Genomic DNA, 24,278 nt, shown 5'->3' with positions numbered 1-24,278 from the left:
GGGCGTTATTGCCGGCGCGGCCGGGCTTTGTACACCTGCGCCAGAATGGCGGCCACCGCCTGGTAAAATTCCTCGGGGATGGTGTCGCCCACTTCGACCACTTTATACAAGGCCCGTGCCAGGGGTTTGTTCTCCCGCACGGGCACGCTGTTCTGCCGGGCGATCTCCTTGATCCGCTCGGCCACGGCTCCGGCCCCCTTGGCCAGAATCATGGGTGCCGGGGCTTCGGAGGCGTTGTAGCGGATGGCGATAGCCAGATGGGTGGGGTTGGTGATGACCACGTCCGCGCGGGGCACGTCCTGCATCATGCGGCGCTGGATGACGGCCATCATCTTCTGGCGCTGTTTGCTCTTGATGGTCTGGTCGCCTTCGGCCTGCTTGTGCTCGTCCTTTACCTCGCCTTTGGTCATCCTCAGGTTCTTTTCGTACTCCCAGCGCGTGTAGAACAGGTCCGCAACACCGATGACGATCATGGGAGCCAGGGTGTACTGGAGCATGGCCGCTCCCGACTGCAGCACATAGGCCGCAATGCTGTCCGGATTCTGGTAGAAAAGCGGAATGGCCTCGCCAAAGGCCTGCCGAAGGACGATGTATGGTCCAAGGGCCACAGCGGCGGCCATGAGGATGCTTTTGGCCAGGCGGACCAGGGCCTGCTTGCTGAACATGATCCGCTTTACGCCCGAGAACACGTTGAAGGTGCTGAATTTCGGCTTGAAGACCTTGGGGGCCCAGAGTTTTCCCACCTGCAGGCGAACGGTGACGAAGGCCGCCAGCGAGATGACCAGCAAAAGCGGAAGCAGCATGATGGTCAGGCTTTGCAGGCAGTCCTGAAACAGCGTGTAGACGGTGGCGGGGGTCGGGTCGAAACGGAGATCCACGCGGAGAAATGTGTCCATGAGGCGTTCCAGTTCGGCGTGGATTGTCTCCAGGTACAGGCGCAGCACCAGAAGTCCGGCCAGAAGCGTGACGGGCTTGGGCAGCTCCTGACTTTTGGGGACGTTGCCTTCCTTTCTGGCCTTGTCACGCCGCTTGGGCGTGGCCTGTTCGGTGCGGCTCGGATCGTGGGCCATGTCAGCGCATCAGGTTGATCAGCTGGGTGAACAGGGCGGGCATGCGGGAGATGAAGCCTTCCACATACAGGGAAATGATTTCGAAGATGATGCCCAGAAAAAGAAAGCCGATGCCGATCTTTATGGGAAAGCCGATGATCAGCACGTTCATCTGTGGCGCGGCGCGGGAAACCAGAGCCAGGGCCAGATCGGTCAGCAGTATGGCGGCCAGGGCCGGTGCGCCGATCTGGATGGCCAGCAGAAAAATCTGGCCGGAAAGCAGAAATATCTGGGAGGCCAGCCCGTGGGAGACGTTGATGCCTCCCGGCGGAATGAAGTCGAAGGATTTGAGCAGGCCGTCCAGCAGGTAGAGATGGCCATTGAAGGTCAGAAACGTCAGCAAACTGACCATGTACAGAAAATGGGCGGTGACGGCCTCGGATACGCCGGAATCCGGGTCCACGGCATTGACCATGGCAAAACCCATCTGGAAGCCGATGAGTTGGCCGCCGGTCTGGATGGCCGCGAAGAGAAAACGGATGGCCAGACCAAGGACAAGTCCCAGGATGAGCTCCGAGGCGAGCATGAGGGCCAGACCGAAAGGATGGGCGGGGAGTTCATGTCCGGCCAGGGGCAGCCTGGGCCACAGGGCGAAAGTGAGGGTCAGGCACAGGGCTGCCTTGACCGGAGCGGGCAGTGTCTGGCCGCCGAAAAAGGGCATGAGAAACAGGACCAGGCTGACGCGCATCAGCGCGAACAGGAAAGTCAGAATGACATGCGGGTCCAGAGTGAAGAGGTCCATGACCCGGCAAAAGCAAAACCCGGACCAGCTGAGTGCTGTTCTCTTCCGCGTTATCTGGAACGCCGGAAACAGGCCGGGCCGGATTCAGCATCACGTCTGAAATCCGGCCCGGCAAACGGGGACAGAACTTTTGAGCAGTCAATTCATTTCATTCGTGAGCTGTTCTACTCCACGTCCCAGGTGGAGCCCTGGGGTGTGTCCTGAATGGTCACGCCCTGGGCCAGCAGTTCGTCGCGGATGGCGTCGGAGCGGGCGAAGTCCTTGGCCGAGCGGGCGGCCAGACGTTCGGCCAGACGGGCTTCGATATTTTCCGGATCGATATTGCGCCGTCTGATCCGGATTTCCTTCAGCTGGAGGAGAAATTCCTGACTGTCCATGTGGAAAAGCCCCAGCACTCCGCCCCAGCGCTTGAGCAGGCGCAGAGAGTGCCGGATCTGGTCCCGCCCGGCTCCGGATTTTCTAAGGGCCTTGTCCTCCAGAATGCGGTTCATGCTTTTAAGCAGCACGAAAACATGCCCCAGAGCGGCGGCCGTGTTCATGTCGTCGGCCATGGCCTCATCCCATTTCACTTCCAGAGCCGTGATCTCCACCACGATTTCCGGGGGCAGGGGAGTGGAAGTCCAGGATTCGCCCTGTATGTGAGTCTCGGCCGCGGCTTTTGTCAGATAGATGCGCTTCAGGGCGCGTTCGGCTTCCTCCAGAGCCTCGGCCGTGTAGTCCAGCGGGCTGCGGTAATGCTTGGAGATGAGGAAAAAGCGCAGGGTTTCCGGCAGACAGGTGCCGAGGATGTCCCGGATGGTCACGAAATTGTTCAGCGATTTGGACATCTTTTCCGAGTCGATCTGCACGAAGCCGTTGTGCACCCAGTAGCGCACGAAGGTCTGGCCTGTGGCCGCCTCGGTCTGGGCCCGTTCGTTTTCATGATGCGGGAAGGACAGATCCTGTCCGCCGCCGTGGATGTCGAAGGGCAGAGGCAGGTAGCGGCCGCTCATGGCCGAACATTCGATATGCCATCCCGGCCTGCCGGGCCCCCAGGGACTCGGCCAGGACGGCTCGCCGGGCTTGGCGCCTTTCCACAGGGCGAAATCCAGCGGGTCCTCCTTGGCGTCGCCGGGTTCCACCCGGGCTCCGGCCACCAGTTCCTCGATGTTGCGGCCCGAAAGCTGACCATAGCGGGAGTAGGAGCGGACCCGGAAATAAACGTCGCCGCCGGGCGTGGCATAGGCGTGGCCCTTCTGGATGAGCTCCTCGCACAGACGGGTCATCTCCGGGATATGCTCCGTGGCTTTGGGCTCGATGTCCGCGCGGAGGATACCGAGCCTGTCCATGTCTTCGTAGAAGGCATCGATATAGGTCCGGGCGATGGTTTCGGCGTCGGTCCCCTCGCGGTGGGCGCGGTTTATGATCTTGTCGTCCACGTCGGTGAAGTTGCGGACGAAGGTCACTTCCAGACCGAGGTAGCGGAGATAGCGGACCAGCACGTCGAAGACCACGGCCGAACGGGCGTGGCCGATATGACAGTAGTCGTAGGCGGTGATGCCGCACACGTACATGGACACCTTGCCCGGATTGACGGGCACGAACTCTTCCTTCTTTCTGGTGAGGCTATTGTAGAGCTGCATATATGCGTCCTCGCGATTTCGCGGGTCAGTGTTCTGTTCGGGATGGAGAGAAAAATTCCAGCACGGCCCGCAGACGGCGGGTCAGATGTCCTGCCGGCAGGAGGACCATCAGCACGGCCAGTTCCGGCCCCGACTCGCATCCCGTGAGGGCCAGCCGGACGGGATGGTAGAGGGCGCGGCCTTTCACTCCGGCCGTTTCGCCCGCCCGGCGCAGCATGGCGGCGGTCTGGTCCTTGTCCAGCCGCATTTCCGGATCAACGGGAGCAAGCAGAGCTTCCAGAGCGCCCAGAACGGGGCGGCCGGCGACCAGCTCCTTCAGGACTTGCGGCGTGTAGGCGACCTCCCGGGCGGTGAAATGCGGCACCAGAGCCCGCAGCTCGTCCGGAGTGGCCGCATTTTCACGCAATCCAGCCGCAAGCTCCTCCTGGATTTCCGGGCTCAGAGCATACCACGGATCGCCATCCGGCAGGCGTATGCTCCGCACCAGCCCGGCGGGGGACAGGGTCCGGAAGAAGCGCGCACTCAAGGCCTGCAGCTCGTCCATGTTCATGACAGCGTTGCCCCGGCCCAGAGCGTAAGGCTGGAAGGCCCGGGCGGCTTCTTCCAGGGAAAGGAAAAGACGTTTGGAGGGCAGGGCCCCGGACAGTCCGGCCAGATACTGGACCACGGCCTGGGGTTGCAGCCCCATGTCCCGGCATTGGGGGACACTGGCCGCTCCGGCGCGTTTGGACAGCTTTTTGCCTTCCGCGTCCACCAGAAGGCCGTGATGGGCGAAGGCAGGCTGGGCGTATCCAAAGGCCCGGTAGAGCAGAATCTGGCGGGCGGTGTTGACCAGATGGTCCTCGCCGCGCAGGACGAGATTCACGCCCATGTCCGCATCGTCCACCACCACGGCCAGGTTGTAGCTGGGCCAGCCGTTCGAGCGCAGCAGCACGAAATCTCCGAATGCGCCGGGCGGAATGCTCATGGGCCCCTTGATCAGATCCGTGAAGGTTATGTCTTCCGTGGCCGTGTTGTGAAAGCGGACCGTGTGGGGCTCGCCGCTGTCCAGACGCTTTTGTCTCTGCGCCGGATCAAGTCCCCGGCAACGTCCGGCATAGCGCGGAGGCAGGCCGTTTCGGACGGCGGCCTCACGGTCGCGCTCCAGTTCGGCCTCGGTGCAGAAGCAGGGATAGGCCAGATTCCTGTCCAGCAGGCTTTTTACGGCTTCGGCATAAAGAGGCAGCCGCAGACTCTGGTGATGGACGGGTTCATCCGGCGCAAGTCCGAGCCAGGCCAGGGACCACAGGATGTCCGCTTCGGCTGCGAAGCTGGAACGCTCCCGATCCGTGTCTTCCAGCCGCAGCAGAAACCTGCCGCCGCTCTGGCGGGCCAGCAGAAAATTCAGGATGGCCGTGCGGGCATTGCCCAGGTGCAGGGCCCCGGTGGGGCTGGGTGCGAAACGGGTGATCCAGGGGCCGCCGGTGCTGAAATTGATCATGGCAGCGCCCCCGTGACCACGGCCACGGCCTTGATGCCTTCCTTACGGCCGGTAAAACCCAGATGCTCCTCGGTGGTGGCCTTGACGTTGACCTGGTTGTCGCCGAGCTCCATGAGCCGGGCCACATTGGAGCGGATAGCCGCCTTGTGCGGCTCAAGGCGCGGAATCTGGGCGATGATGGTCAGGTCCGCGTGGAAAATCCGCAGGCCGGCCTCCCTGACCATGTCCATGACCCGGGACAGCAGCACGCCCGAGGCCATGTTGTCCAGAGCCGGGTCCGTGTCCGGAAAATGCCGGCCGATGTCTCCCAGTCCCAGACAGCCGAGAATGGCGTCGCACAGGGCGTGCAGAAGCACGTCGCCGTCGGAATGGGCGCGGACCGTGGGCGCCCCGGCAATGGGAATGCCGCCCAGCACCAGAGGGCGGCCGCCGCCGTAGGCGTGCACGTCGTATCCGAAACCCGTGCAGGGGCGGAGCGGGGCGGCGGGCTGGTCCAGCATGCGCAGATCCTCCGGCGTGGTGATTTTGATGTTTTGCTCCTCGCCGGGCACCAAGCGGACCGGAAGCCCGGCGTTTTCCACCAGACTCGCGTCGTCCGTGGCATCCATTCCTTCGAGCAGGGCCTTTTCATGGGCCATGCGCAGAGCCCCGGCGGGAAAGAACTGCGGTGTCTGGGCGGCGGCCAGACGGGTGCGGTCCGGAGTGCTCCGGACCAGATCGCCGTCGCATTCCTTGATGGTATCCTTGACGGGGATGGCGGGGATGACGCCGTGCGCGTCTCCGGTCAGCCCGTCCAGCAGCCGCTGCAACAGACGGGCGGAGAAGAAGGGTCTCGCGCTGTCGTGGACAAATACATGGGAACAGGAAGAGGGCAGGGCCGCAAGCCCCAGACGGACCGAATCCTGACGGCGTTCTCCTCCGGCCACGGCGAGCACGGGCACGCCGGGCGGATCGGCGGCCTTGAGAGCGCTCAGCTCTTCCACGCACCTGGTCAGCTCCATCTCGGGGAAAACGGCCACAATGCCGGACAGGCCGGGCATGGCGGCAAAGGTGCGGACGCTTCGCCAGTACAGGGGCGCGCCCTCAAAGGAGAGAAACTGCTTGCGCACACCGCCCGTCTCCCGGGACAGCCGCGCGCCCTGACCAGCGGCCAGGAGAATGGTCCAGACATTTTTCATTTTCAGTTTGCGGACCGTGAGCCTTCCGTTTTTCCGAAGACGGAGGCACCCACGGCGAGCCGCAGATTTTCCGGAAAAAGGAAAGGCGAAAAGCTTTGAACAAGGACGGAGCCGGACGATAAGCCGGATTCTGTGCCTGTTTCCAGGCGGCTGTCATTCCTCTAGGGCGACGGTTTCCCGCCGTCTCCAGCAACCTACCCGAAGGGTCCTGACCGGGCCGGCCACCTTCCTATTTGGTCTTGCACCGGATGGGGTTTGCCTAGCTTGCCGCGTCGCCGCGGCAACTGGTGGGCTCTTACCCCGCCTTTTCACCCTTACCCCGGCGGACCGGGGCGGTCTGTTTCTGTGGCACTGTCCCGGGGTCGCCCCCGCTGGGTGTTACCCAGCATCCTGCCCTGTGGTGTCCGGACTTTCCTCCCCCGGCCTTGCGGCCGGCAGCGACAGCCTGTCCGGCTCCGTGAAAAATAAGGCTTCAGCCTCACCCGGTTTCCCGCCGGGCTATCTGCGGACGGAAGTTTATTGGGCCTCTTCGCTTTCAGCCTCTGAGAAATGGCGTTCCCAGTAAATGATGCGCAAGCAGTTGGGGCAGCTCAGAATCTGTTCGCCCTTTTGCAGGTCGATGTAGGTCTGGGGCGGGATGACGATATGGCATCCCTTGCATACACCTTCGCTCACCGGCACGATGACCGGATTGGCGATGCGGCCGCGGATGAAATTGTACCGGCTGAGAATGGGCGCGGGCACGGCCTCCGAGGCGCGGGTCTTGTCTTTGGCCAGAGTCTCCAGACGGGCCCGGTTTGCGGCCAGTTCCTGGTCGAGGGTGGCCTGCTGGGCGGCGATGTTCTCGCCCAACGCGTCAATGTCGGCCTGCAAGGCGTCCCGGCGTCCTTCCAGATCAGTCAGATCAGCCAGAAGAGTGGCCTGCTCCTCTTCACGGCCCCTGTTCATTTTCTCCAGATTGTCCATCTCACGCATCATGGCGTGATATTCTTTGGTGTTTTCCACCAACATGAGCTTGTTTTTGCTCTTCTTTATCTTCTGGGCGTCGTTTTCAATTTCGGTCTCGAGTCTGCCCTTCTGCTCCATGAGCACGCTGATCTTTTCCCGGATCACGTCCTGCTGCTGGAGGAGATAGGACTGTTTCTCCTGCAGTTCGCGCAACTGCCGGGGAGCTTCCTCCAGCACACGCTCCAGGCCGATCATTTCCGAATCCACTTTTTGCAGCACCACCAGCTGCTCGATCTGGTCAATATAAATGCTCAAGGTATGATCCTCCTCAAAAAAATCGTGTTGGGCCGGGCGCGATTTCAGGCAAAGGGATCGCGGCCCGGAAGAAAAACGATCCGGACATCTCCGGCGAGGCGTGCGGCCAGGTCTTCGCTCCAGACCCGCATCATGCCTTCCTCGAGCTGGAAATGCCCGACGTCGAGGGTCAGGCCCAGCGAGCGGATGGCCTGGGCCTGATGGTATTTCAGATCTCCGCTCAGATATACCTGAGCGCCGAGGGTAAAGGCCGGGCCGGCCAGATCGGCTCCCGAGCCCGGACAGTAGGCCACGGTCGAAATCCGGCCGGGTGGGCAGCCGATACTCCGCCAGCTGCAAGGAAGCAGGGCCGAGACGGCGCGTTCAAATTCTTCCCAGGTCAGGGCCTCGGGAAGATGCCCCATGCACCCAAATCCGAATTCCCGCGAGGGAAAAGCCAGAGGCATCTCGTGCACGGGTTGTCCGGCCCGGTCCGCATTCCGGAAGCGGGGCAGATCTTCCGGCCAGACTTCGTATTCCAGAAAATCGCCATCTGTACGCACGCGTATGCCTGACATGCCATTTTCCGGGCCGGGTTTGGGCACACGGACCAGAACCGGAGTTTCGCGGCGGGTGACTTCCAGTATCCGCATGTTCTGGAGTCCCAGAGCGCGCCCGAACCAGTTGACCGGGCCGTCCGGGTTGGCGTCCAGGGATGTATGAGCACTGTAGAGCCACAGGCTGTTTTTCATCGTGCGGGAAAGAACGTCGTGATAGTCGTCCAGACGGTCGGGCAGCCGGGGAGAAAGGGTCAGCGGATGGTGGCACAGTACGAACTGCGCCCCATGCTCCACAGCCTGACGGACTGTCTCCGGTTCCGGATCCAGGGCCACGCACATGACGCGGATGTCCTCAGTGGCGGAAGCGATCTGTACTCCGCTTTTGTCCCAGGGCGCGGCCAGACGGGGCGGGGCCGTGGTTTCGATCAGAGCGATCAGATTCTGGACGAGCATGTGGCTCCGTTTGACCGTGGAATATTTCGATGCGAGGGGCCCGGGCATTTCCCGGATTTACTCCGGGAAGGCCGCCGAGCGGACGACGCTGACAACCAATAAAGGGATAAATCTAGTAACCTGCACCGGTGATGTCAATGAGCCCCGCGCGTGGTGCCGGAGCGGGGGCGTCCGAAGCGGTTACCTGAACAACACTGACAATTACGAAGAGTAGGGGAGCGTGGTCGCCTCTCAGCCCCACGTTATGGCAGGTTCTTTTGGTATCGGCCGGATTGAGGCCGGCTCGTATGTGGACCTGGGATGATTTACAGCGGATGCCTGCGGGAGCGGGTCAGGATTTCGCCCGGAGTCTGCCCGAACCGCGTCCGGAACGCGGCGATGAAATGGCTCATGTTCGTGTAGCCGGTCATGGCCGCCACGGCTCCCACGGTCGTGTCCGTATCCCGCAACAGGGTCCGGGCGCGCTCCAGACGCTCGGCGCGTGCGACCTGGAAGACGGTGCAGCCGAACAGGGCGCGGAAGCCGCGTTTGAGCTTCATTTCATTCAGGCCGGTTTGCCGGGCCAGTTCCCGGATGCTTGGCTGCTCGTCCACGGTTTCCCGCAGAATACGCCGGGCTTCGTGCAGGCGTTCCACATCGCTTGAGCTCAGGGACACGGCCGTACGCGGTTTTTCCAGACGGCCCAGGAATACGGAAAGCATGTCCAGAGCCCGGCTTTCCAGAAAAAGGCGGCGGCACGGCCCGGACAGGGAGCAATGCAGGATCTGCCGGGCCGCGTTGCGGGTCCGGGTATCGGCGGACAGGCGGCTTAAAACGTGCATTCCGCCACGCCTGTCCAGACCCTCGCGCAGGTTTTTGTCCACGGCCGTGACATCCAGATATTCCAGCAGCAGCTCGGTCTGCACATGCAGATTGACCACCTGATGCGGCGCTCCGCGATCCAGAAATATCTCCCCGGCGCAGTCGTCGCCCCGGCAGACCATGTCGCACGGAGTATCCACCGTTACTTGGCGCTGGCCTCCGCCCCGGCTGACATGCCACCGCGCGCGGCCGGACAGAACTGTGGAGAAGGTGACCACGCCCTCGCCCATAGTGAAAGGCGCGGCGTGCGGCTCGGGCAGGGAAAAGTCGCAGACGAAAATCGAGAGTCCGGGACGCGGGTGCTCCATACCGAACCACAGATCCTGAAAGGTATGGTCCACGCGCACGGCGTAGGGGCGCAGGGCGGATTTCTCGGCAGGCTCCAGAGACGAAAACACGGCTGCGCCGGAAGAGGTATCTGCCGGGAATCCGACCGGACTGCTGAGTGAAGCATGCATTAGTTTTGACTAATAAAAATATGCCCTCATGGCAAGGCAGACGTCTTTTCAAACCGTGTTTCCTTCCGACTGGGTTATCGCATCCACCTGTTGTCATAAGAAAAATAGCCTAAAAAACGCGTTCTTCCGTTTCGGGATGTTTTTTGTTCCATTTCGGGTGTCCATTTTTCAGAGCTAAATGTATGGAGCGTCAAAATATTTCTGAACGCCAGCCCGGAAAAATTTTTCCGGCCACAAGGAGATGCGATGGACATGCCCCCAGTGTCCTTCCGGCCTCTGGAAGAGATGCTCATGACGGAAGTTGCCGCACATGCGGTGCGTTACGGCGTGCGGCTTGGAGTTTTCGACGTGCTGGACGACTGGGCGTCCGCCGAAGAAGTGGCGGAGCGGTCGGACTGGAGAGCGGACGGTACGGAGGCTCTTCTGGAACTTTTCCGTGTCTGCGGACTGCTGGAAGCCGGTCCGCGCGGGTACCGCAACACGCCGCTGGCCAGAACATGGCTGACGCGGACTTCGCCCTTTTTCCAGGGAGATTACCTGGACTATCACGCCGATTTCTGCGGCATGATTTTTTCCTCCCTGCCGGAACTGCTGGCCGGAGACCTGCGTTGCTGGGAAGGTGCGGATGCGGACTGGAACAATCCCCGGACCATGCTGGGCACGGCCCAGTGCGCGCGGCAGGGTTTTCTGCAGGAAACGGCGGACTTCATCGCCGGACTGCCGGACTTTCAGCATTTGCGCCGGATGTGCGATCTCGGCGGAGGCTTGGGTGAATATTCTCTGGAACTGCTGCGGAAAAACGCGGAATTGCACGCCGATATGGTGGATTTGCCCGCTGTGGCGGAGCAGGCCCGCGTGAATGCCGAAAAAAACGGCCTGGGCGCGCGCTTTACGGCCATCGGCGCGGATGCGCGGAACATGGATTTTCCGGCCGAACGCTGGGATCTGCTGCTGACCGCGCATGTGCTGTACGCCTTTGCCGGAAACCTGCCCGGAATTCTGGGCGCCATCCACAGCGCTCTGCGTCCCGGAGGATGGTTCGTGGCCGCACATCTGCATCCCCTGGCCGAGCTTCCGGAGCGGGTTCTGGCGGCCATGGCCTGCATCACGCGGCTGGCCGGTTTTCCGGCTCATGCGCTGTCCAGAGAGGAACTGGTTCCGGCTCTGGAACAGATCGGCTTTCAGGATATTCGTGTGGAACTCCGGGGAGACGGGCGGCGCACGCTTCTTGTGGCCGCGCGGAAACAGCAGGGAGGGGCGGCATGAGAACTCTGTGCATGATGGTTGCAGTTCTGCTGGCGTTTCATGGCACGGTCCTGGCCGGACAGAACGCGAGCCGGGAACTTGTTCTGGAGCCGGTACTGGTCACGGCGGAGAAAACCGAGTCCGACCTGCAACAGGTGCCGCAGAGCGTCACGGCCTTCACCGCCGAACGCATCGAGGATGCGGGCATTGCCTCATTCCGGGACTTCGCCCGCCGTACGCCCAATCTGCAGGTGGCAAACTGGGGCATACGCGGCAATTCCTATGTCTTTATCCGGGGGGTGGGGGCGGTGAACAATGAGCCGGCCGTGTCCTTTTCCGTGGACGACGTGGCCGTCGGAGACTCCCGCGTGTTTGACAGCGGACTGTACGACATCGAACGCATCGAGGTGCTGCGCGGGCCGCAGGGTACGTTGTACGGCCGCAACAGTCTGGCCGGGGCCATCAACATCGTAACCAGAAAGCCGGACAATACCGGCGGAGCCTGCCTGGAGCAGACTCTGGGCGATTACAATTCCCTGCGAACCATCGGCAGCCTGCGCGCCCCCTGGTGGCGGATCATCTTTTTCTGGGACTGGCCGGAACGCGGGAGAGCCGGGATGGCTATACGCAAAACGATTATCTGGATCGCGACGTGGACACGCGGGAAAATCTGAACGGCCGCATGCATCTGCGCTGGCTGCCCACGGATTCACTGGACCTGATCTGGAGCCTGGACGGGGAAACCCTGCGGGACGGCGCTTTTCCCTTGGGACCCCTATCGAAAGTGCGCAGCGACCCGTACCATGTGGCCTATGATTTCGAGGGCGCGCACCATCGGGACACAGCGGGGACATCCCTGCGCGCGGTCTGGGACGCGCCCTGGTTCAGACTGACCTCCATTTCGGCCGTACGCGGCTATGAAGACATGGCCGAAAACGATCAGGATTTCACGCCCGCCGCACTGTTCACGGCTCACGAGGATATAAGCGATCGGCAGTACAGTCAGGAACTGCGTCTGGGGTCGTCCGGCGAGGAGGCGCTGAGCTGGCTGGCCGGACTGTACGCGTTCCGGTCCGTCAAGGATCATTCCCTGACCCTGTCCCTTGCTCCGGGCGTCATGGCTCCGGTGCCTCTGGATCGGGACACGGATTCTGATCTGCGTACGCGCGGCTGGGCCGTTTTCGGTCAGGCCGGATGGAAGTTTCTGGACATGTTCGAGGTGACAGGTGGTCTGCGCCATGAGCGGGAACGGCGCTCCATCGATCACCGCATGCGCCTGTCTTCCGGCGGAATGCCGCTGGAGGAAAGCGGCCTGGAGCGCAGCGCGTCCGGCGGAGCCTGGCTGCCCAAGGCGCAGTTCATCGTGCACTGGAGTCCCGATATGATGACCTATGTCAGTGCGGCCCGCGGCTACCGCGGCGCGGGCTTCAATCCCGGTGCGCTGGATCGGTCCGATCTGGGTTTCGAGGCGGAATACAGCTGGACCTACGAACTGGGAGCCAAGACTTCGTGGTGGAACGACCGCCTGATCCTGAACGCCGCCACATTCGTCATCGACCTGCGCGACCAGCAGGTGGTACAGCTTCTGCCCACGGCCGACACGATCATCCGTAACGCGGGCCGGTCCCGCAGCGTGGGTTTCGAGGTGGAATCGGAACTTCTCCTCGCTCCCGGCCTGACCATCGAGGGTGGACTGGGCTGCATCCGCGCGGAATTTACCCGCTACGCGGACGATGTGGCCGGGCTGGACTACTCGGGGAACAGTGCGCCTCTGGCTCCGGATTATTCCTATCACGCAGCCGTGCAGTACCGCAGGACTCTCGCGGAAAACATGCACCTCTTCGGCCGGGAAACGCCGCTTACCTTCTTCTCCCGTGCCGAGATTCAGGGTGTAGGGCCGTTTTACTGGGACACGGCCAACGAACTCCGGGAAAGCGCCTACGAAACCGTTGACCTTCGCTTGGGGTTGGAAACGGAGCATCTGACCCTGACGGCCTGGGCCGCCAATCTCTTCGACCGCCGGTACGCTTCCGTGGCCTTCGCTTTTCCGGGTTCGGAACCCATTGGCGAGGCCGCTCCGCCGCGCACCGTAGGGCTCACTCTGACGGCCAGTTTCTGAAAAGTAAGGACACCAGTCAGGGGCAGCGAAAAGGCTTACCCGAGATATATCCTAATTTTCCTTGCCTTCTTTACAGGACTCATCTAGCGAGAACGTCTCTACTGGCCCCCATAGCTCAGGTGGATAGAGCACGGGATTCCTAATCCCGGTTAGCCCATGTTCGAGTCATGGTGGGGGCACCAAATATTACAAAGGTTCCAGATGGTTAAATGCCGACAGGAACCTTTCTTTTTTCCCGCGCCACCCTACACGCCACCTCAAGCCACCCAACGGCCGCCTCGGATGTCTGAAAGACTCCCAAAGATCGCAAATAAATTTCCGTGGTCTGCGGGGATCGATGGCGAAGCAATGTCTGAATCTCGGCAACAGTATGGCCAGCGCGGTACAATTGCACGGCCACCATATGCCGGATGGAATGAAAGCCAAACGGCGGGACGCCCGCACGTCGGCAAAGAAGCTGGATAAAACGAAAGGAGCTTGGCAGGCGGAAAACCTGTGTGCCCGGACAGGATTGCAGTTTCCACCGCTTGAGCTCAAAAAGCAGTTCTCCGGGGATACGAACCCAGGCGGAAAACCAAGAAGCATTGCGGCCCTTACGACAGGAAAGCCGGACAACTTCCCTTTCAAAATCGATATCCGACCACTGAAGACGGAGCAATTCACCACGGCGGCAAGCTGTGAAGTAAAGGAAAAGAACGGCTGTTTTTTCCTGCTGGTCCTTGGCCGCATCAACCATTGCCCAGAAATGCTCCTCTTTGGGAACTATCAACTCTTTTGTCTGCGTGGGATAATCGGGCACTTGGGCAAACGGATTGAACAATGGAAGCCCAATAAAACGAACACCCCAAGCCCAAGCTTCGGCAAGATGTTGTTTTGAACGATTCGCACGATCACCGGAGATGGCTTGGGCAAGCCGGGAAAGATGACGAAGGGCATGCCCAGAAGTGAGCATCGCCACAGGCATGAACTGATCAACATCGGAGAAAAAACGGGAAAAGCATCTCCGTTTTTCATCAATAGAAACAAGGCCCCTAGACTCGTAATCCTCAATTCTCCTTTTCAACCACTGGCCACAAGTCAGGCCCGTTTTCATGTGCAAAAGCGCGGACCGCTGGATGGATTCCCATTTTTGAGCCTCCGTCTTTGTCGGAAATGCCTTCTCTATTCGTTTCCCGTTCGGGAGCTTGACGCGGCCTATCCAAACAAAGCCGCTCTTTCTGCTCTTTTTGACTGGCATACATTTCCCTTATCGCTTCGGATATGAGTTTTTCAAAGAACACCAGTTTACGGGGACCAAACCAAACACCACCAAACCGGAGCGGATCGGATAACAGAACATCTTCCGAAATGCCAAGAAGGTCCTGGACCTCCCTCCTCGTCAGACGCCTGCCCAGATCATCAATGTATAAAACTGTCACTTGCCACCCCAACAAAAACGATCATTTTATTTCATAGCAAGGAAAAAACACACCAACCCGACATTTGCGAAAAGACACTTACATACCCAACTTCTTTTTGTATCAGCCTTCCAGTATATTCTCCAGTGCGTGGGTCAAACTCTCGCAAAATAACAGTATCACCTATCCTATAATCCCTGTCGTTTTTGCGTATTTCAAACGTCTTCTTGCCTTCAGAGACAGGCCCAAAATATTCTGGGTGAATCTTAAGTTCGTGGATTTGATTCATATCACCACTACAAACGCGATGCGTGAATACACTCAAAAATGGCACCATCGTAAAAAAAAGAAAGAGCCTGACACATCCCGTCAACGAACTCATCCAAGTCATAACCAAGTGGCTTACCTGTCTCGGAAAGCTTTGCAAGCATCGCATAGGCTTCATCATCTAAAGAAATAGTAAGTCTATTGGACTTATTTTTTCCCACTCCAAACATCTCCAAGCCTCCATAATAGGAAAAAAGCAGCCTCAGGTTTTTGTCGTAATACCAGTAAAATCATTCTCGGGAAGTATGTGGTAATACCGTGGGAAACCTGAAAAAAGAGTCAATAGGAGCAGGTATTACGACAAAACCCCAAGGGTTCCTTACAAAAGGCAACGTTTTCTATTTTTTTTATGCAGCGGAAAAATAATACCCGCGCTTCCGCAATAAATCTTCAACGAAATCATCAAGGTCTACATCATTATAGACCATGGATTGCTGCAACGATGCGTTGAAATCAGCGATGAAAGCAGTCCGCAAGGATGCATTGCACTGCTTCCCCCAAATCGCATTATAATATGCTGCCCGGTTCACAACGTACGATGAAAAAAATGAAATGGCCTGCCGTAAAACATTCTGTGCGGACTTCTCATATTCTTCTGGCCGTTTATCGACCTCATTTTTCACGAAATCCTGGGAAAAAAATCGACAAGGTACTGGAACTCCGGGACAAGAGAACATCTTGTCACGTTTGAATCATCACGGTTCTTGATATTCCAGAGCCCAAAAAGCATTTTCTGGATGGCAAGCTGAACACGAATGAAATCATGGAAGCGGTTTATCCGCCATTGCTTAAGAAATTCCCGCCGCAGTTCATACTCGACACGCCAGATGGGCTTTTCAAGATCAAAGCCCTGGGCCTCCCAGACTGCGAGCCAATAAAGCTTGCCGGACTTTTCCTTGGCTTCTGTCAATTTATCGTAGCATCTTACTTTGTAAGAGTTCGATTTTCCCCAAAGCTTCCACGCGACGACAGAATTTACCTCGACGGTGCGGGCCATGCCCAATTTCGTTTGGACATGGTAATCACGGGAATTAGACAGGTAGACGGAGAAATCAGCTTGAAAGTCAAAAGCAAGGTCTATCTGGGAAAGCTTCATTGTTCGGCCTGGGCGCTCAACTCCAAAAAAGCGTAGAATCCGACAACAACGGTTATATACTTTCAAATAGCCCTCTCTTTGAATTATTTCGGAAGAGAACCGAATATAACAATTCGGATTCAACTTTTTAGAAGTCGAATAGTAAATGGATATCCCATCCGAAACAAAACCGTATTCATACCGGACAACACCACAATCAGTCGGCCAAAGCCACGACGGCAACTTGCCGTGATTGAACTGGAGCATGTCCATGAAGGATATTGCCGCATCATCCAGATGGATGGTCAGGCAAATGGTGTCAACGCTGTTACAAACTAGCATTTGTTCCGCCTGCCGCTGGAGGGATCGCCGCTGGCTCTGGTTGGGAATATTTGAAACCATGCCGGTACATGAATAATCTCTCATGATCGGCGCGAGTATATCCACGACTATCCGGCATCATGGTTTTATCCGCATATTCAAGCGGATAGTCCGGCGGCTCGGGGCGAGCCGCAGCGGCGGCCTGCGTTGCAGGCTTCTGGGGTTCGGAGCGGATATATGACCGGACATAGACCGGATTTTTTACCGGAAAAATCAGCTCCTGGTTAGATGCGGACATCAGGACAAAACGCTTCCTGGCTGAATGGAAATAGCCATAGCCGTAAACCTGAGGCGGATACTTCTCCACAAAACTCGCAACACTGATATATCCCTTGAAATCGGTTTCTTTGTCAGAAATGAAAACCATGTCCTGGATCGGGTTATATTCGAATATCTCCGGACCGAGATATTCCGTCTTTGGAATTGAAAGCTCGACATCTTTTGCTGGAACCGGAATATCACGTGGACGTTCACGGGTAATGCCGGGAACATTGCTGTCCGGCTAAGGGATAAGAAAAGAGTCCAAAATCTCAGCGATGTGTGGTAAAAGAAATCACCACAACATCTTGCCACACAAGGAGATTCTGGACTTGAGTCACCATAATACACTATTCTCCCAGACGCTATCTCTGATTCCCAGACATGTTTTTCAGAAACTCGAAAGACGGCACAAAACCGGGCGCTCGTCGCGTCAATTCGGTTTCAAGGAGCAGTTCACGGTCATGGCCTTCATCCAGCTTGCCGCAAGACGTTCCATGCGCGATGGCCTGCGCTGCCTTGAGGCTGCGGGAAACCGCCTGTATCACTGGGGACTGAAAAACGTGGCCCGCTCGACCTTTGCTGACGCGAACAATTCTCGCCCCGTAGGCTTTTTCAAGGATCTGTTCGCCGAGATGTACGGCCTGTGCGCCGCAAAAGCCCCGAAGCACAAATTCCGTTTCAAATCCAAATTGTTCAGTCTGGACGCCACCACCATAAAGCTTTGCCTGTCGCTTTTTCCCTGGGCCTCGTTTCGGCAGGCCAAGGGCGGCGTCAAAGTACATACCTTGCTGGATCACGATGGCCATATCCCGGCTTTCGCAACCGTCACCGACGCCAAAACCCATGAAAGCCGCATAGCTCAGGCTATGGAGTTGCCCAGGGGCTCCATCGTGGTCTTTGACAAGGGCTTCATCAGCTATCCCTGGTTTCGGATCCTCGGGGCAAAGGGTGTCTTTTTTGTGACCCGGCTCAAGCGCAACGCCGTTTTCAAACTCCTGGAGCGCCGCCTCGTGAATCGCAAGACCGGCGTTACTTCCGATCACATCATTGAAGTCTCCAGCCGGGGAAAATCCTTACGCTTGCGCCGTATCGGCTATCGTGACCAGGAAACCGGGAAACACTACGAATTTTTGACCAACCATTTCCGGCTTTCGGCGAAAACCATCGCCGACATCTATAAAGACCGCTGGCAAATCGAGCTCTTCTTCAAGGAAATCAAACAAAATTTGCGCATAAAGACCTTCGTCGGCAACTCGGAAAATGCGGTTCTGATCCAGATTTACACGGCCCTGACGGTTTACCTGCTCCTCGCGTACCAGAAATTCCTCAGCCGTCTCGGACTCTCCGTACAGCAACTCTTCCAGCTCATTCAACTCAACCTGCTCGGCGAGGCCTCCTTGGATGAACTCCTGAATCCCAGACGACGAAAATTCGATAATTCATATAACTTCAAACTGTTAGATTACATCGCTTAGCCGGACAGCAATGTGCCGGGAATGGAAGGCAACAAGGGTTTATCAGCAGTGGGAGCCTTGGGAAGCTCCCGGACTGGTTGCTCACCACCAATACCAAAAGATTCTGCGAAAAATTTGAAAAAGATGAACCACGCCACAACGGCAAGAACAAGTATAGCAAGGACAATATAGCGGAACCTTGATTTTTTGACAGTTCCAGACCCAGCCTGAAACGACTTGTACAGGGCAAAAACAGCTTTATCTTTTGAGAGGCGCTCGGTTGCGTATTGCTCACCACCAGAGGAGAGCTTGTAAACAAATGACCCGAAAGGGTTAATGCGTGAAGAAACCGCACGGATTTCAACTTCCGCAAGGCTTGTTATCTTGAATGTCAGCTTTTTTTCATGCTGGGTGATCAGGGTAATGTTCACCCCGTAATGGCGATGATAATCGAAGAAATAGAAGATATCCGCATCCTTGAGATCAGGAGGAAAAAACCTCTGTGCCTCGTCAACATAGATATGGATCAGGTCCGAGTCCTGGAGATGATACTCTGAACGAAGCGATTTCAAGCGCTCCTGCATCGCCTGTGCATTGAAATCTATGCTGACCCAATTGATGGAGATGCAACGATTATCCAAAGGAGCCAAACCTTCTATATTATGCAGGACAAGGAACCGGCCGGAAGTGTCCAACAACTTTTTGATGCGATGGACGGAGTAATACGATTTTCCGGAACCGGGAACGCCTGTAACGATCTCTATAGACATAAATAAACCTAAAAAGGTAAAAATTGACGAATAGCCCGAATGGAAAACCCAGTCACGATTAAAGAAAAACTTGAGACAATCTTCAACTTTCCAGCGAAATAAGCGCCAAGTCCTGTTAGTTGAACAATAGCCGGATTCATACTTCCTTGATTTGAAAATGTTGAAACATTTTCAACTATTTTTGAAACAATAAAAACAATAAGATTATTTGCGACTATATATATCCCTATTGTCAAAAATGCAGTTATCAAAAGCTTTGTGGCTGTCCACTTAGCCAACTCAAGCAAAAAACCTTGCCCAAAAAACGAAGAAACCCGACCAGACAACCATGCAAAAATACGTTGAAAGAATTTGAGCATGGTTAATCCCTCTTCAGCAGCGCAAGCTGAAGTGCATACCAACAAGCGCAGGCATAAATGACTATGCCCATAGAATTGAGCAAAGAGTTCCATTGGGAAAAATCATAGGAAATAACCTTTGAAGTTCCCAAAATGGAAAACTCGAAAGAAACAACAGAGGTTGCCCCGGAAAGATCAATTGAAGAAGATTTCAGGACATCGACAAAAGGGAGAGCGCCAATCCAATCAGCCCAAGGCCAAGGTTTTTCCTCCCCCCAATCCATTGCAGGGTCGAAAAGCGGAACATCCGGTAGAGATGAGTCCGAAGGGTTTCCGGGGTCGGGTCCAAAATCAATATTGGGGGTCTCTGCAACAGCTCCAGCATTATTGATTACAGTAGACTGCGCATTCTGGATTGTTACAGAACGCCCCTTGGTTGTTACTCTTTGAGCAGCCCCGGCCCTAACCAAGGCGTCTGTCAATTCCGTATTGACAACAGTTGTCCTTGAAACGCCGGAAGAATCGGTCCAATTCACACGGCCATTGGAAACCGAATCGATGACAGAGCCAGCCCCTAAATCTATGCCAGCCTGCTTGAGGCGGGAACCAAGCCAGCCGGGCAATAATTTCTTACCCTTGTTTTCGTTGGGCGTGTCTATGGCAACGGGAGAAGTGGAAATGTAAGAATCAGAATAGGAAGACCAATCAAGAGTAGGCTTTGCGCCGCCTAAAGCATCCAGAACTTCACCCGGAGGCATGTGGAGAACATTTCCAGTGCTATCAATAACCTTGGGTCCGGAATCCTTGGAAAGATAGTATTCCCTGCCATCTGCTGTTGTTATTTTAGCACTCCCCGGATCCTTTGACGTAATATCCGAAATATAAATCTTCCTACCATTCGCAGCTTGAATATAATTTCCCGACGCAACGTAATTTTCCAAATTGTATGTTGTGCCGTTCGATGTCGTAAGCGTACCCGAGGCTTGGGCAAGAATGCCGTTGACGTCATATTTATTTCCCTCCGCATCGATAACATAACCATTGGTATACCCGCCAATCTCCTGCACAGTGGCATTGGCTTCGTCAAAGCCCTCTGGCTTGACGTCTGAAATCTCGTATATAGGCACAAGATCGGGGTGTGCTTTTGCGACGGCGTGGCAATTTATCAAAAAAGCAGGCCCAGAATAAAGTGCAGGATAATCTGCTGGGTCGAATTCAGAAGGACCTACATGACTGACATTATATACATCAAAAACATTATATAAAATACCGTCTCTTTCAAATGATCTTCTTTTAAATCCTATAGTATGATATATATTCCCTTCACCACCAGATGTGTAAGACCAACCTTGAATTTCTGCATTCAATTCAGGATTAGACGTTGCATAGTTTAACTCAAAAGGCTCAAGTATCCTATATTTTTTACCTGATAAGTTTACAAACATCCCATCCAATGAAATACCATCTAATCCATCAACGCTAATTCCATTTATCTCTGCTATCTGTCTTTGAACCCAATCCTTTGTAACCCGGACTCCATCCTTCAACGCTCCCTTCATTTTCACATAAATTTCTTTGCCGTTTGCATTATAGGACATGTATCCAATAGCCGATCCGGTAGCGACGGCGGAAAGCACCATCGCCATAAATGGTATGGCAGGCGCGATAGCTTCGGCCCTGCGATATCCAACATGCAAAATAAGCGATGAAACAAGAACGGCGACAAGCAGAAAACGAAATATCTTAACCACGGCCAAACCCCCAGCACATAAAAGAAGCGGACAAGGCACCCAGAAACATGGAGAAAATGGACCCCATGTTGGTTACAACATAGACAGCAAGTTCCGGATTTGTTGCGTTCATAAGACGAGAAAGGCGGGGAGAACCTCCCCGCCAAAGGTTAGCTGCGGTTAATGAGCTTGATGACCTTCCGGACGCCCCAGATACCCAGAAGGCCGGTGCAGATGGCAGCGCCCAGAGTGCCAACCATGGAGACGTCAGGCTTCAGGTTCGACACGTCAATGATAGACGTGGGGTTGGCCAGCGCGACACCAGCGCCGACGAAAAGCATAAACAGCGTGAAAAGAACGGGAAGAATGCTCTTTTTCATGGCAAACCTCATACAAAAAGGAAAAAAGTTGATAGGGAAAGGACAACAAACAAACAGGCCAACACGTTATGAAAAAAGCGCCGCGACATTGCTTTTAACACCTACGATTTACGAATCAGATCAAACAGCCAGCCGACAGTTACGCCGATGAACCACCACGCAAGAATGACAGCCACGCCAAAATTGAATGCAGTGACGTCAAACCACGGAAAGAGATCGGCGATTACGTTCATTTGGGCATCTCAAAGAAAGATTTGAAAACAAGGCGGTCCCGCTGCTGTTCCACGCTTACAAAAACAGTATCGAACTGCTTCAAGGATTTGAGCTTCAGCTGAACCGTGCCCATGAAATCCTGGGGAACGGAAACCTCGGAAGGCTTGACATCCAAGGAGCCGTCGGGAGTTTTCGGGCAAAGGTGCAAGGTCATCATTTCCCCGGCAGGACGATTTTCCTTTGCGGCCCATTTGAAATGAGAAAAACCCAGAATAGACGCACACATGATCAAACCGTTTTGCATACAACCTCCTATACACAAATTAACATTGTTTGCTCTGAATGAGCGCAATAAAGAACAATTGAATTTTTATATCTGCTTTCACACTCTCCATCACCAATAATACCACAGATCGCACGGCAAAATTCAAATTCAAAACTTTCAATATCTATGATGACAATTCCTCCTTCTTTCCAAGAAAATCCCAAATACCCATTTACAAAATCATGAACTGTCATTCCGTCTTGCATACAACTTCCAAAACTCTTTTGTTTTCACGTTTGAAAAAGGAAAGGGCATCATCAATTGTGGGAAATTCAAAAGGCTCGATTTCAGAACCAAGATAGCAGACGGATGAACCCACTTGGACCTTGCAGTACCATGTGCCAAAGTCGGATTCTTCAAGCTCAAACATGCGGAAACTTTTCAGGGCCTGACGGCTGGATGGAGAAAGATTGCGGTGGCTTGGCATAAATTGTCTAAAAAGTTATTATTTTGATAAGAAAAGGTATTTGAACAAATAAAAAAAAATTGCCAAACTTGATGAGTGGCATTTATCAAATAATTGTTATGCGGTCAATACCTTTTCTATGAAAATTTCCAAGCGAATAAAAAGCATCCGAGAAAAAAGCGGATTATCCACAAACAAGTTTGCAGAATTATTGAATATTTCGCAACCAGCATTCAGCAGGCTAGAAAACGGAAAATCCTTGCCGAGAGCAGAAACTCTCATCGCCTTATATGAAAAGTTCCAAGTGGACCCATTATGGCTACTGACCGGGCAAACCAGAGCACGAATAGCTGACCCGGAAGCCTTGCAGTTCGCAGAAAAATTCCAACGGCTTCCGCCGGAGTCCAGGCGAAGAATTGAAGATATGGTCGAACGGGAATTACTGCTGGCATCAGTGCTGGAAGAGCATAGACAGAAAAAAGCAAGCTCCGAGTGATCCGAGGGAAACAGGAAACAGGCAATGATAGAAATATGCCCTAAATGCCTTTATCGTCCGACAGATGAAGAGCACGCATACTCCCCGGATTCATGCCCAAAATGCGGCTGCCTCTACTCTGCGCGCGAACAAATAAACAAGAAAAAAAGAAGAGAAAATGAAAAACTAAATGCTTGGCGTATAACAAGATGGTCTGCAAAAAATAAGAAAAAGAAAGCGTCATTTCTTTGGACTCTATCTTTAATAGCTATAATAGTATTTATAATTTTGATATTTAACATATCAAATATTAAAGAAAATAAAAATATTGAACATGCTAATGTCATTCAAAATAAAAATACAAAAGAAAATTCTTCGCAAATTATACATAAAAATGAAGTGAAAAAATCTTTTTCTGAAAAATTAAAATACGATGAAAAAGGGATGCTTACAATAACAAGCAAAAAAGAAGTATCCATACTTTTTGTACAGAAAGGAAGTAATAAACAATTTGGACCATTCCATATTAAAAAAGGGAGGTCAGAAAAAATAAATCTGGAGCGAGGGGACTATATCGCATACATAGATGACGGGAAGAAAAAAAATATTACCTCAATAAGTTTTATAGGAAAAACCGGCCAGCTAAACCTATAAAGGAAAACAGATTACAAGCTCAAGAGGAAAAACTTTTAATATCAGCCAGATAAGAAAAGCTGTAATTTGTAACCCCCCTGTTAGAATAGGGGGGTGCCTGTCGGCGCCGGTGCTCCGGCGTCGCTCCCTCCAAGATCGTCCGCTCCTAGTCACACCGGCGCTTGATCTTCTGTATCCGACAAGATACAGATTGCCTATGAATACCTTCTACCAAACAGACCAGTTTTCAAATTGGCTACAAAAACTCCGAGATATACAAGCCAAGGCACGAATAGTTGCCAGAATCAAGTCGGCGGAAGTTGGGAATTTAGGAGACTGCGCACCTGTTGGAGAAGGCGTTTCAGAAATGCGGTTACATTTTGGACCGGGATACCGCTTGTATTTCTGGAAAAAAGAAACTCGGGTTTACTGGTTACTCATTGGAGGGAACAAAAGTTCCCAGCAAAAAGATATCCGGCGCGCCCAAGCACTTCGGCGTGAAATCGAGGAGATAGAACATGGTGAACGTGAGTAGATTCGACGCAGTACAGTATCTGGACAGCGAAGAAATGATGGCGGCCTATCTGGAAGCAGCGATGGAGGATCAGAACCCTGATGTATTTCTGGCCGCCCTTGCTGATGTGGCCAAGGCGCGAGGTATCGCACAGCTTGCAAAAGATAGTGGCTTGGGACGGGAAAGCCTCTACAAGAGCCTAGCGCCCGGAGCAAAGCCGCGATTTGAAACAATCATGAAAATCACAAAAAGCCTAGGAATCCCTTTACGCATACAAGCGCCTGGGCAAGTATGAAACGCCACCCAAAACGCCACTTAAGCGGCATGAAAACCGATGGAAAAAGATAAAATCCGGTAGGTGTCTGGCTGGTTCCCGGTCTTCTGATGGATTCCTAATCCCGGTTAGCCCATGTTCGAGTCATGGTGGGGGCACCAAACTATTTAACGGTTCCAGATGATTACCTATCTGGAACCGTTCTTTCTTCAGACGTGCCCTGAGAGCCTCAGGCATCATTTGGTCCCAGCCCGTA

30 protein-coding genes, 1 tRNA gene and 1 other RNA gene are annotated in these 24,278 nt (G+C 54.8%); 9 read left to right on the top strand and 23 right to left on the bottom strand.

All coding sequences use genetic code 11. The annotated features are described in order from the left end of the window. Nucleotides 1–5 precede the first annotated feature (5 nt). The 9 genes from flhB to AXF15_RS10970 all read right to left on the bottom strand — a co-directional run bounded on the left by flhB (nucleotide 6) and on the right by AXF15_RS10970 (nucleotide 9,645). A complete protein-coding gene (flhB, locus tag AXF15_RS11015) occupies nucleotides 6–1,070 on the bottom strand; it encodes a flagellar biosynthesis protein FlhB (protein WP_066607374.1) in 1,065 nt (354 codons plus the stop codon). 1 nt (nucleotide 1,071) lies between these two features. After that, on the bottom strand, nucleotides 1,072–1,851 hold the full coding sequence (gene fliR, locus AXF15_RS11010) for a flagellar biosynthetic protein FliR (protein WP_066607372.1): 780 nt from the start codon (nucleotides 1,849–1,851) through the stop codon (nucleotides 1,072–1,074). Nucleotides 1,852–2,015: 164 nt separating this feature from the next. Then, the gene (gene cysS / locus AXF15_RS11005) at nucleotides 2,016–3,473 is read right to left on the bottom strand and encodes a cysteine--tRNA ligase (protein WP_066607369.1); all 1,458 of its coding nucleotides are present in this window, start codon (nucleotides 3,471–3,473) and stop codon (nucleotides 2,016–2,018) included. A gap of 25 nt (nucleotides 3,474–3,498) precedes the next feature. Continuing rightward, nucleotides 3,499–4,953: a glutamate--tRNA ligase gene (gene gltX, locus AXF15_RS11000; RefSeq protein ID WP_066607367.1), complete on the bottom strand. Its 1,455-nt coding sequence runs from the start codon at nucleotides 4,951–4,953 to the stop codon at nucleotides 3,499–3,501. Continuing rightward, on the bottom strand, nucleotides 4,950–6,131 hold the full coding sequence (locus AXF15_RS10995) for a bifunctional 2-C-methyl-D-erythritol 4-phosphate cytidylyltransferase/2-C-methyl-D-erythritol 2,4-cyclodiphosphate synthase (RefSeq protein ID WP_066607365.1): 1,182 nt from the start codon (nucleotides 6,129–6,131) through the stop codon (nucleotides 4,950–4,952). The genes gltX and AXF15_RS10995 overlap by 4 nt, the downstream gene beginning before the upstream one ends. Nucleotides 6,132–6,234: 103 nt before the next feature. Next, an RNA gene (gene rnpB / locus AXF15_RS10990) (RNase P RNA component class A) lies at nucleotides 6,235–6,588 on the bottom strand. Between the two features lie 59 nt (nucleotides 6,589–6,647). Then, on the bottom strand, nucleotides 6,648–7,394 hold the full coding sequence (locus AXF15_RS10985) for a zinc ribbon domain-containing protein (protein ID WP_236884777.1): 747 nt from the start codon (nucleotides 7,392–7,394) through the stop codon (nucleotides 6,648–6,650). A gap of 44 nt (nucleotides 7,395–7,438) precedes the next feature. Next, a complete protein-coding gene (locus AXF15_RS10980) occupies nucleotides 7,439–8,386 on the bottom strand; it encodes a Nif3-like dinuclear metal center hexameric protein (protein ID WP_066607362.1) in 948 nt (315 codons plus the stop codon). A gap of 305 nt (nucleotides 8,387–8,691) precedes the next feature. Then, entirely contained in the window at nucleotides 8,692–9,645 is a 954-nt protein-coding gene (locus AXF15_RS10970; protein ID WP_066607352.1) for a helix-turn-helix transcriptional regulator, read from the bottom strand. Between the two features lie 306 nt (nucleotides 9,646–9,951). Between AXF15_RS10970 and AXF15_RS10965 the strand changes: the two genes are divergently transcribed. The 4 genes from AXF15_RS10965 (at nucleotide 9,952) to AXF15_RS10955 (ending at nucleotide 13,251) form a co-directional block, all read left to right on the top strand. Then, on the top strand, nucleotides 9,952–10,971 hold the full coding sequence (locus AXF15_RS10965; protein WP_066607350.1) for a class I SAM-dependent methyltransferase: 1,020 nt from the start codon (nucleotides 9,952–9,954) through the stop codon (nucleotides 10,969–10,971). Next, nucleotides 10,968–11,624: a TonB-dependent receptor plug domain-containing protein gene (locus AXF15_RS14385; protein ID WP_211258981.1), complete on the top strand. Its 657-nt coding sequence runs from the start codon at nucleotides 10,968–10,970 to the stop codon at nucleotides 11,622–11,624. Before AXF15_RS10965 ends, AXF15_RS14385 begins: the two co-directional genes overlap by 4 nt. Then, on the top strand, nucleotides 11,519–13,069 hold the full coding sequence (locus tag AXF15_RS10960) for a TonB-dependent receptor (RefSeq protein ID WP_211258980.1): 1,551 nt from the start codon (nucleotides 11,519–11,521) through the stop codon (nucleotides 13,067–13,069). Before AXF15_RS14385 ends, AXF15_RS10960 begins: the two co-directional genes overlap by 106 nt. Before the next feature lie 104 nt (nucleotides 13,070–13,173). Beyond that, nucleotides 13,174–13,251, top strand: a tRNA-Arg gene (locus tag AXF15_RS10955). Nucleotides 13,252–13,274: 23 nt separating this feature from the next. Here AXF15_RS10955 and AXF15_RS10950 read toward each other — a convergent pair. The 6 genes from AXF15_RS10950 to AXF15_RS10930 form a co-directional block, all read right to left on the bottom strand. Beyond that, a complete protein-coding gene (locus AXF15_RS10950) occupies nucleotides 13,275–14,306 on the bottom strand; it encodes a tyrosine-type recombinase/integrase (RefSeq protein ID WP_066607347.1) in 1,032 nt (343 codons plus the stop codon). 212 nt (nucleotides 14,307–14,518) lie between these two features. Next, nucleotides 14,519–14,755, bottom strand: a complete 237-nt coding sequence (locus AXF15_RS14855) for a DUF3850 domain-containing protein (protein WP_083518107.1) — start codon at nucleotides 14,753–14,755, stop codon at nucleotides 14,519–14,521. A gap of 7 nt (nucleotides 14,756–14,762) precedes the next feature. Then, nucleotides 14,763–14,963, bottom strand: a complete 201-nt coding sequence (locus AXF15_RS14115; RefSeq protein WP_066607345.1) for a ribbon-helix-helix domain-containing protein — start codon at nucleotides 14,961–14,963, stop codon at nucleotides 14,763–14,765. A 177-nt stretch (nucleotides 14,964–15,140) separates the two neighbouring features. Further along, the gene (locus tag AXF15_RS10940) at nucleotides 15,141–15,416 is read right to left on the bottom strand and encodes a hypothetical protein (RefSeq protein ID WP_066607342.1); all 276 of its coding nucleotides are present in this window, start codon (nucleotides 15,414–15,416) and stop codon (nucleotides 15,141–15,143) included. Continuing rightward, nucleotides 15,413–15,889 carry a hypothetical protein gene (locus AXF15_RS14110; protein WP_151192366.1) on the bottom strand — a complete coding sequence of 159 codons (477 nt, stop codon included), beginning with the start codon at nucleotides 15,887–15,889 and terminating at the stop codon, nucleotides 15,413–15,415. The genes AXF15_RS10940 and AXF15_RS14110 overlap by 4 nt, the downstream gene beginning before the upstream one ends. A gap of 307 nt (nucleotides 15,890–16,196) precedes the next feature. Continuing rightward, the gene (locus tag AXF15_RS10930) at nucleotides 16,197–16,616 is read right to left on the bottom strand and encodes a hypothetical protein (protein WP_066607336.1); all 420 of its coding nucleotides are present in this window, start codon (nucleotides 16,614–16,616) and stop codon (nucleotides 16,197–16,199) included. Between the two features lie 169 nt (nucleotides 16,617–16,785). Between AXF15_RS10930 and AXF15_RS10925 the strand changes: the two genes are divergently transcribed. Continuing rightward, nucleotides 16,786–17,985 carry an IS4 family transposase gene (locus AXF15_RS10925; protein WP_236884760.1) on the top strand — a complete coding sequence of 400 codons (1,200 nt, stop codon included), beginning with the start codon at nucleotides 16,786–16,788 and terminating at the stop codon, nucleotides 17,983–17,985. On the opposite strand, the gene AXF15_RS10920 is transcribed toward AXF15_RS10925, so the two are convergent. The 8 genes from AXF15_RS10920 to AXF15_RS10900 all read right to left on the bottom strand — a co-directional run bounded on the left by AXF15_RS10920 (nucleotide 17,982) and on the right by AXF15_RS10900 (nucleotide 22,147). After that, a complete protein-coding gene (locus AXF15_RS10920) occupies nucleotides 17,982–18,734 on the bottom strand; it encodes a zonular occludens toxin domain-containing protein (RefSeq protein ID WP_083518012.1) in 753 nt (250 codons plus the stop codon). The two genes, AXF15_RS10925 and AXF15_RS10920, sit on opposite strands and share 4 nt — an antisense overlap. Nucleotides 18,735–18,742: 8 nt before the next feature. Then, nucleotides 18,743–19,093: a hypothetical protein gene (locus AXF15_RS14105; protein WP_151192365.1), complete on the bottom strand. Its 351-nt coding sequence runs from the start codon at nucleotides 19,091–19,093 to the stop codon at nucleotides 18,743–18,745. 2 nt (nucleotides 19,094–19,095) lie between these two features. Next, nucleotides 19,096–20,823: a hypothetical protein gene (locus AXF15_RS14100; RefSeq protein WP_151192364.1), complete on the bottom strand. Its 1,728-nt coding sequence runs from the start codon at nucleotides 20,821–20,823 to the stop codon at nucleotides 19,096–19,098. Nucleotides 20,824–20,972: 149 nt separating this feature from the next. Further along, the gene (locus AXF15_RS10910; protein ID WP_066607326.1) at nucleotides 20,973–21,182 is read right to left on the bottom strand and encodes a hypothetical protein; all 210 of its coding nucleotides are present in this window, start codon (nucleotides 21,180–21,182) and stop codon (nucleotides 20,973–20,975) included. Between the two features lie 101 nt (nucleotides 21,183–21,283). Continuing rightward, nucleotides 21,284–21,415, bottom strand: a complete 132-nt coding sequence (locus AXF15_RS14715) for a hypothetical protein (RefSeq protein WP_257721619.1) — start codon at nucleotides 21,413–21,415, stop codon at nucleotides 21,284–21,286. Beyond that, nucleotides 21,412–21,699 carry a hypothetical protein gene (locus AXF15_RS10905; protein ID WP_066607323.1) on the bottom strand — a complete coding sequence of 96 codons (288 nt, stop codon included), beginning with the start codon at nucleotides 21,697–21,699 and terminating at the stop codon, nucleotides 21,412–21,414. Before AXF15_RS10905 ends, AXF15_RS14715 begins: the two co-directional genes overlap by 4 nt. 8 nt (nucleotides 21,700–21,707) lie before the next feature. Continuing rightward, nucleotides 21,708–21,926, bottom strand: a complete 219-nt coding sequence (locus AXF15_RS14095; protein ID WP_151192363.1) for a hypothetical protein — start codon at nucleotides 21,924–21,926, stop codon at nucleotides 21,708–21,710. After that, the gene (locus AXF15_RS10900) at nucleotides 21,911–22,147 is read right to left on the bottom strand and encodes a hypothetical protein (RefSeq protein ID WP_151192362.1); all 237 of its coding nucleotides are present in this window, start codon (nucleotides 22,145–22,147) and stop codon (nucleotides 21,911–21,913) included. The genes AXF15_RS14095 and AXF15_RS10900 overlap by 16 nt, the downstream gene beginning before the upstream one ends. Nucleotides 22,148–22,265: 118 nt before the next feature. Between AXF15_RS10900 and AXF15_RS10895 the strand changes: the two genes are divergently transcribed. The 4 genes from AXF15_RS10895 (at nucleotide 22,266) to AXF15_RS10890 (ending at nucleotide 24,043) form a co-directional block, all read left to right on the top strand. Next, a complete protein-coding gene (locus tag AXF15_RS10895) occupies nucleotides 22,266–22,622 on the top strand; it encodes a helix-turn-helix domain-containing protein (protein ID WP_083518011.1) in 357 nt (118 codons plus the stop codon). Nucleotides 22,623–22,646: 24 nt separating this feature from the next. Beyond that, nucleotides 22,647–23,255, top strand: a complete 609-nt coding sequence (locus AXF15_RS14090; protein WP_151192361.1) for a hypothetical protein — start codon at nucleotides 22,647–22,649, stop codon at nucleotides 23,253–23,255. Between the two features lie 196 nt (nucleotides 23,256–23,451). Beyond that, the gene (locus tag AXF15_RS13670) at nucleotides 23,452–23,769 is read left to right on the top strand and encodes a type II toxin-antitoxin system RelE/ParE family toxin (RefSeq protein ID WP_083518010.1); all 318 of its coding nucleotides are present in this window, start codon (nucleotides 23,452–23,454) and stop codon (nucleotides 23,767–23,769) included. After that, on the top strand, nucleotides 23,753–24,043 hold the full coding sequence (locus AXF15_RS10890; RefSeq protein ID WP_066607316.1) for an addiction module antidote protein: 291 nt from the start codon (nucleotides 23,753–23,755) through the stop codon (nucleotides 24,041–24,043). The genes AXF15_RS13670 and AXF15_RS10890 overlap by 17 nt, the downstream gene beginning before the upstream one ends. The last annotated feature ends 235 nt before the right edge of the window (nucleotides 24,044–24,278 follow it).

The organism is Desulfomicrobium orale DSM 12838 (assembly GCF_001553625.1).
Lineage (GTDB): Bacteria > Desulfobacterota > Desulfovibrionia > Desulfovibrionales > Desulfomicrobiaceae > Desulfomicrobium > Desulfomicrobium orale.
This window is presented reverse-complemented; position numbering and strand designations above follow the sequence as displayed.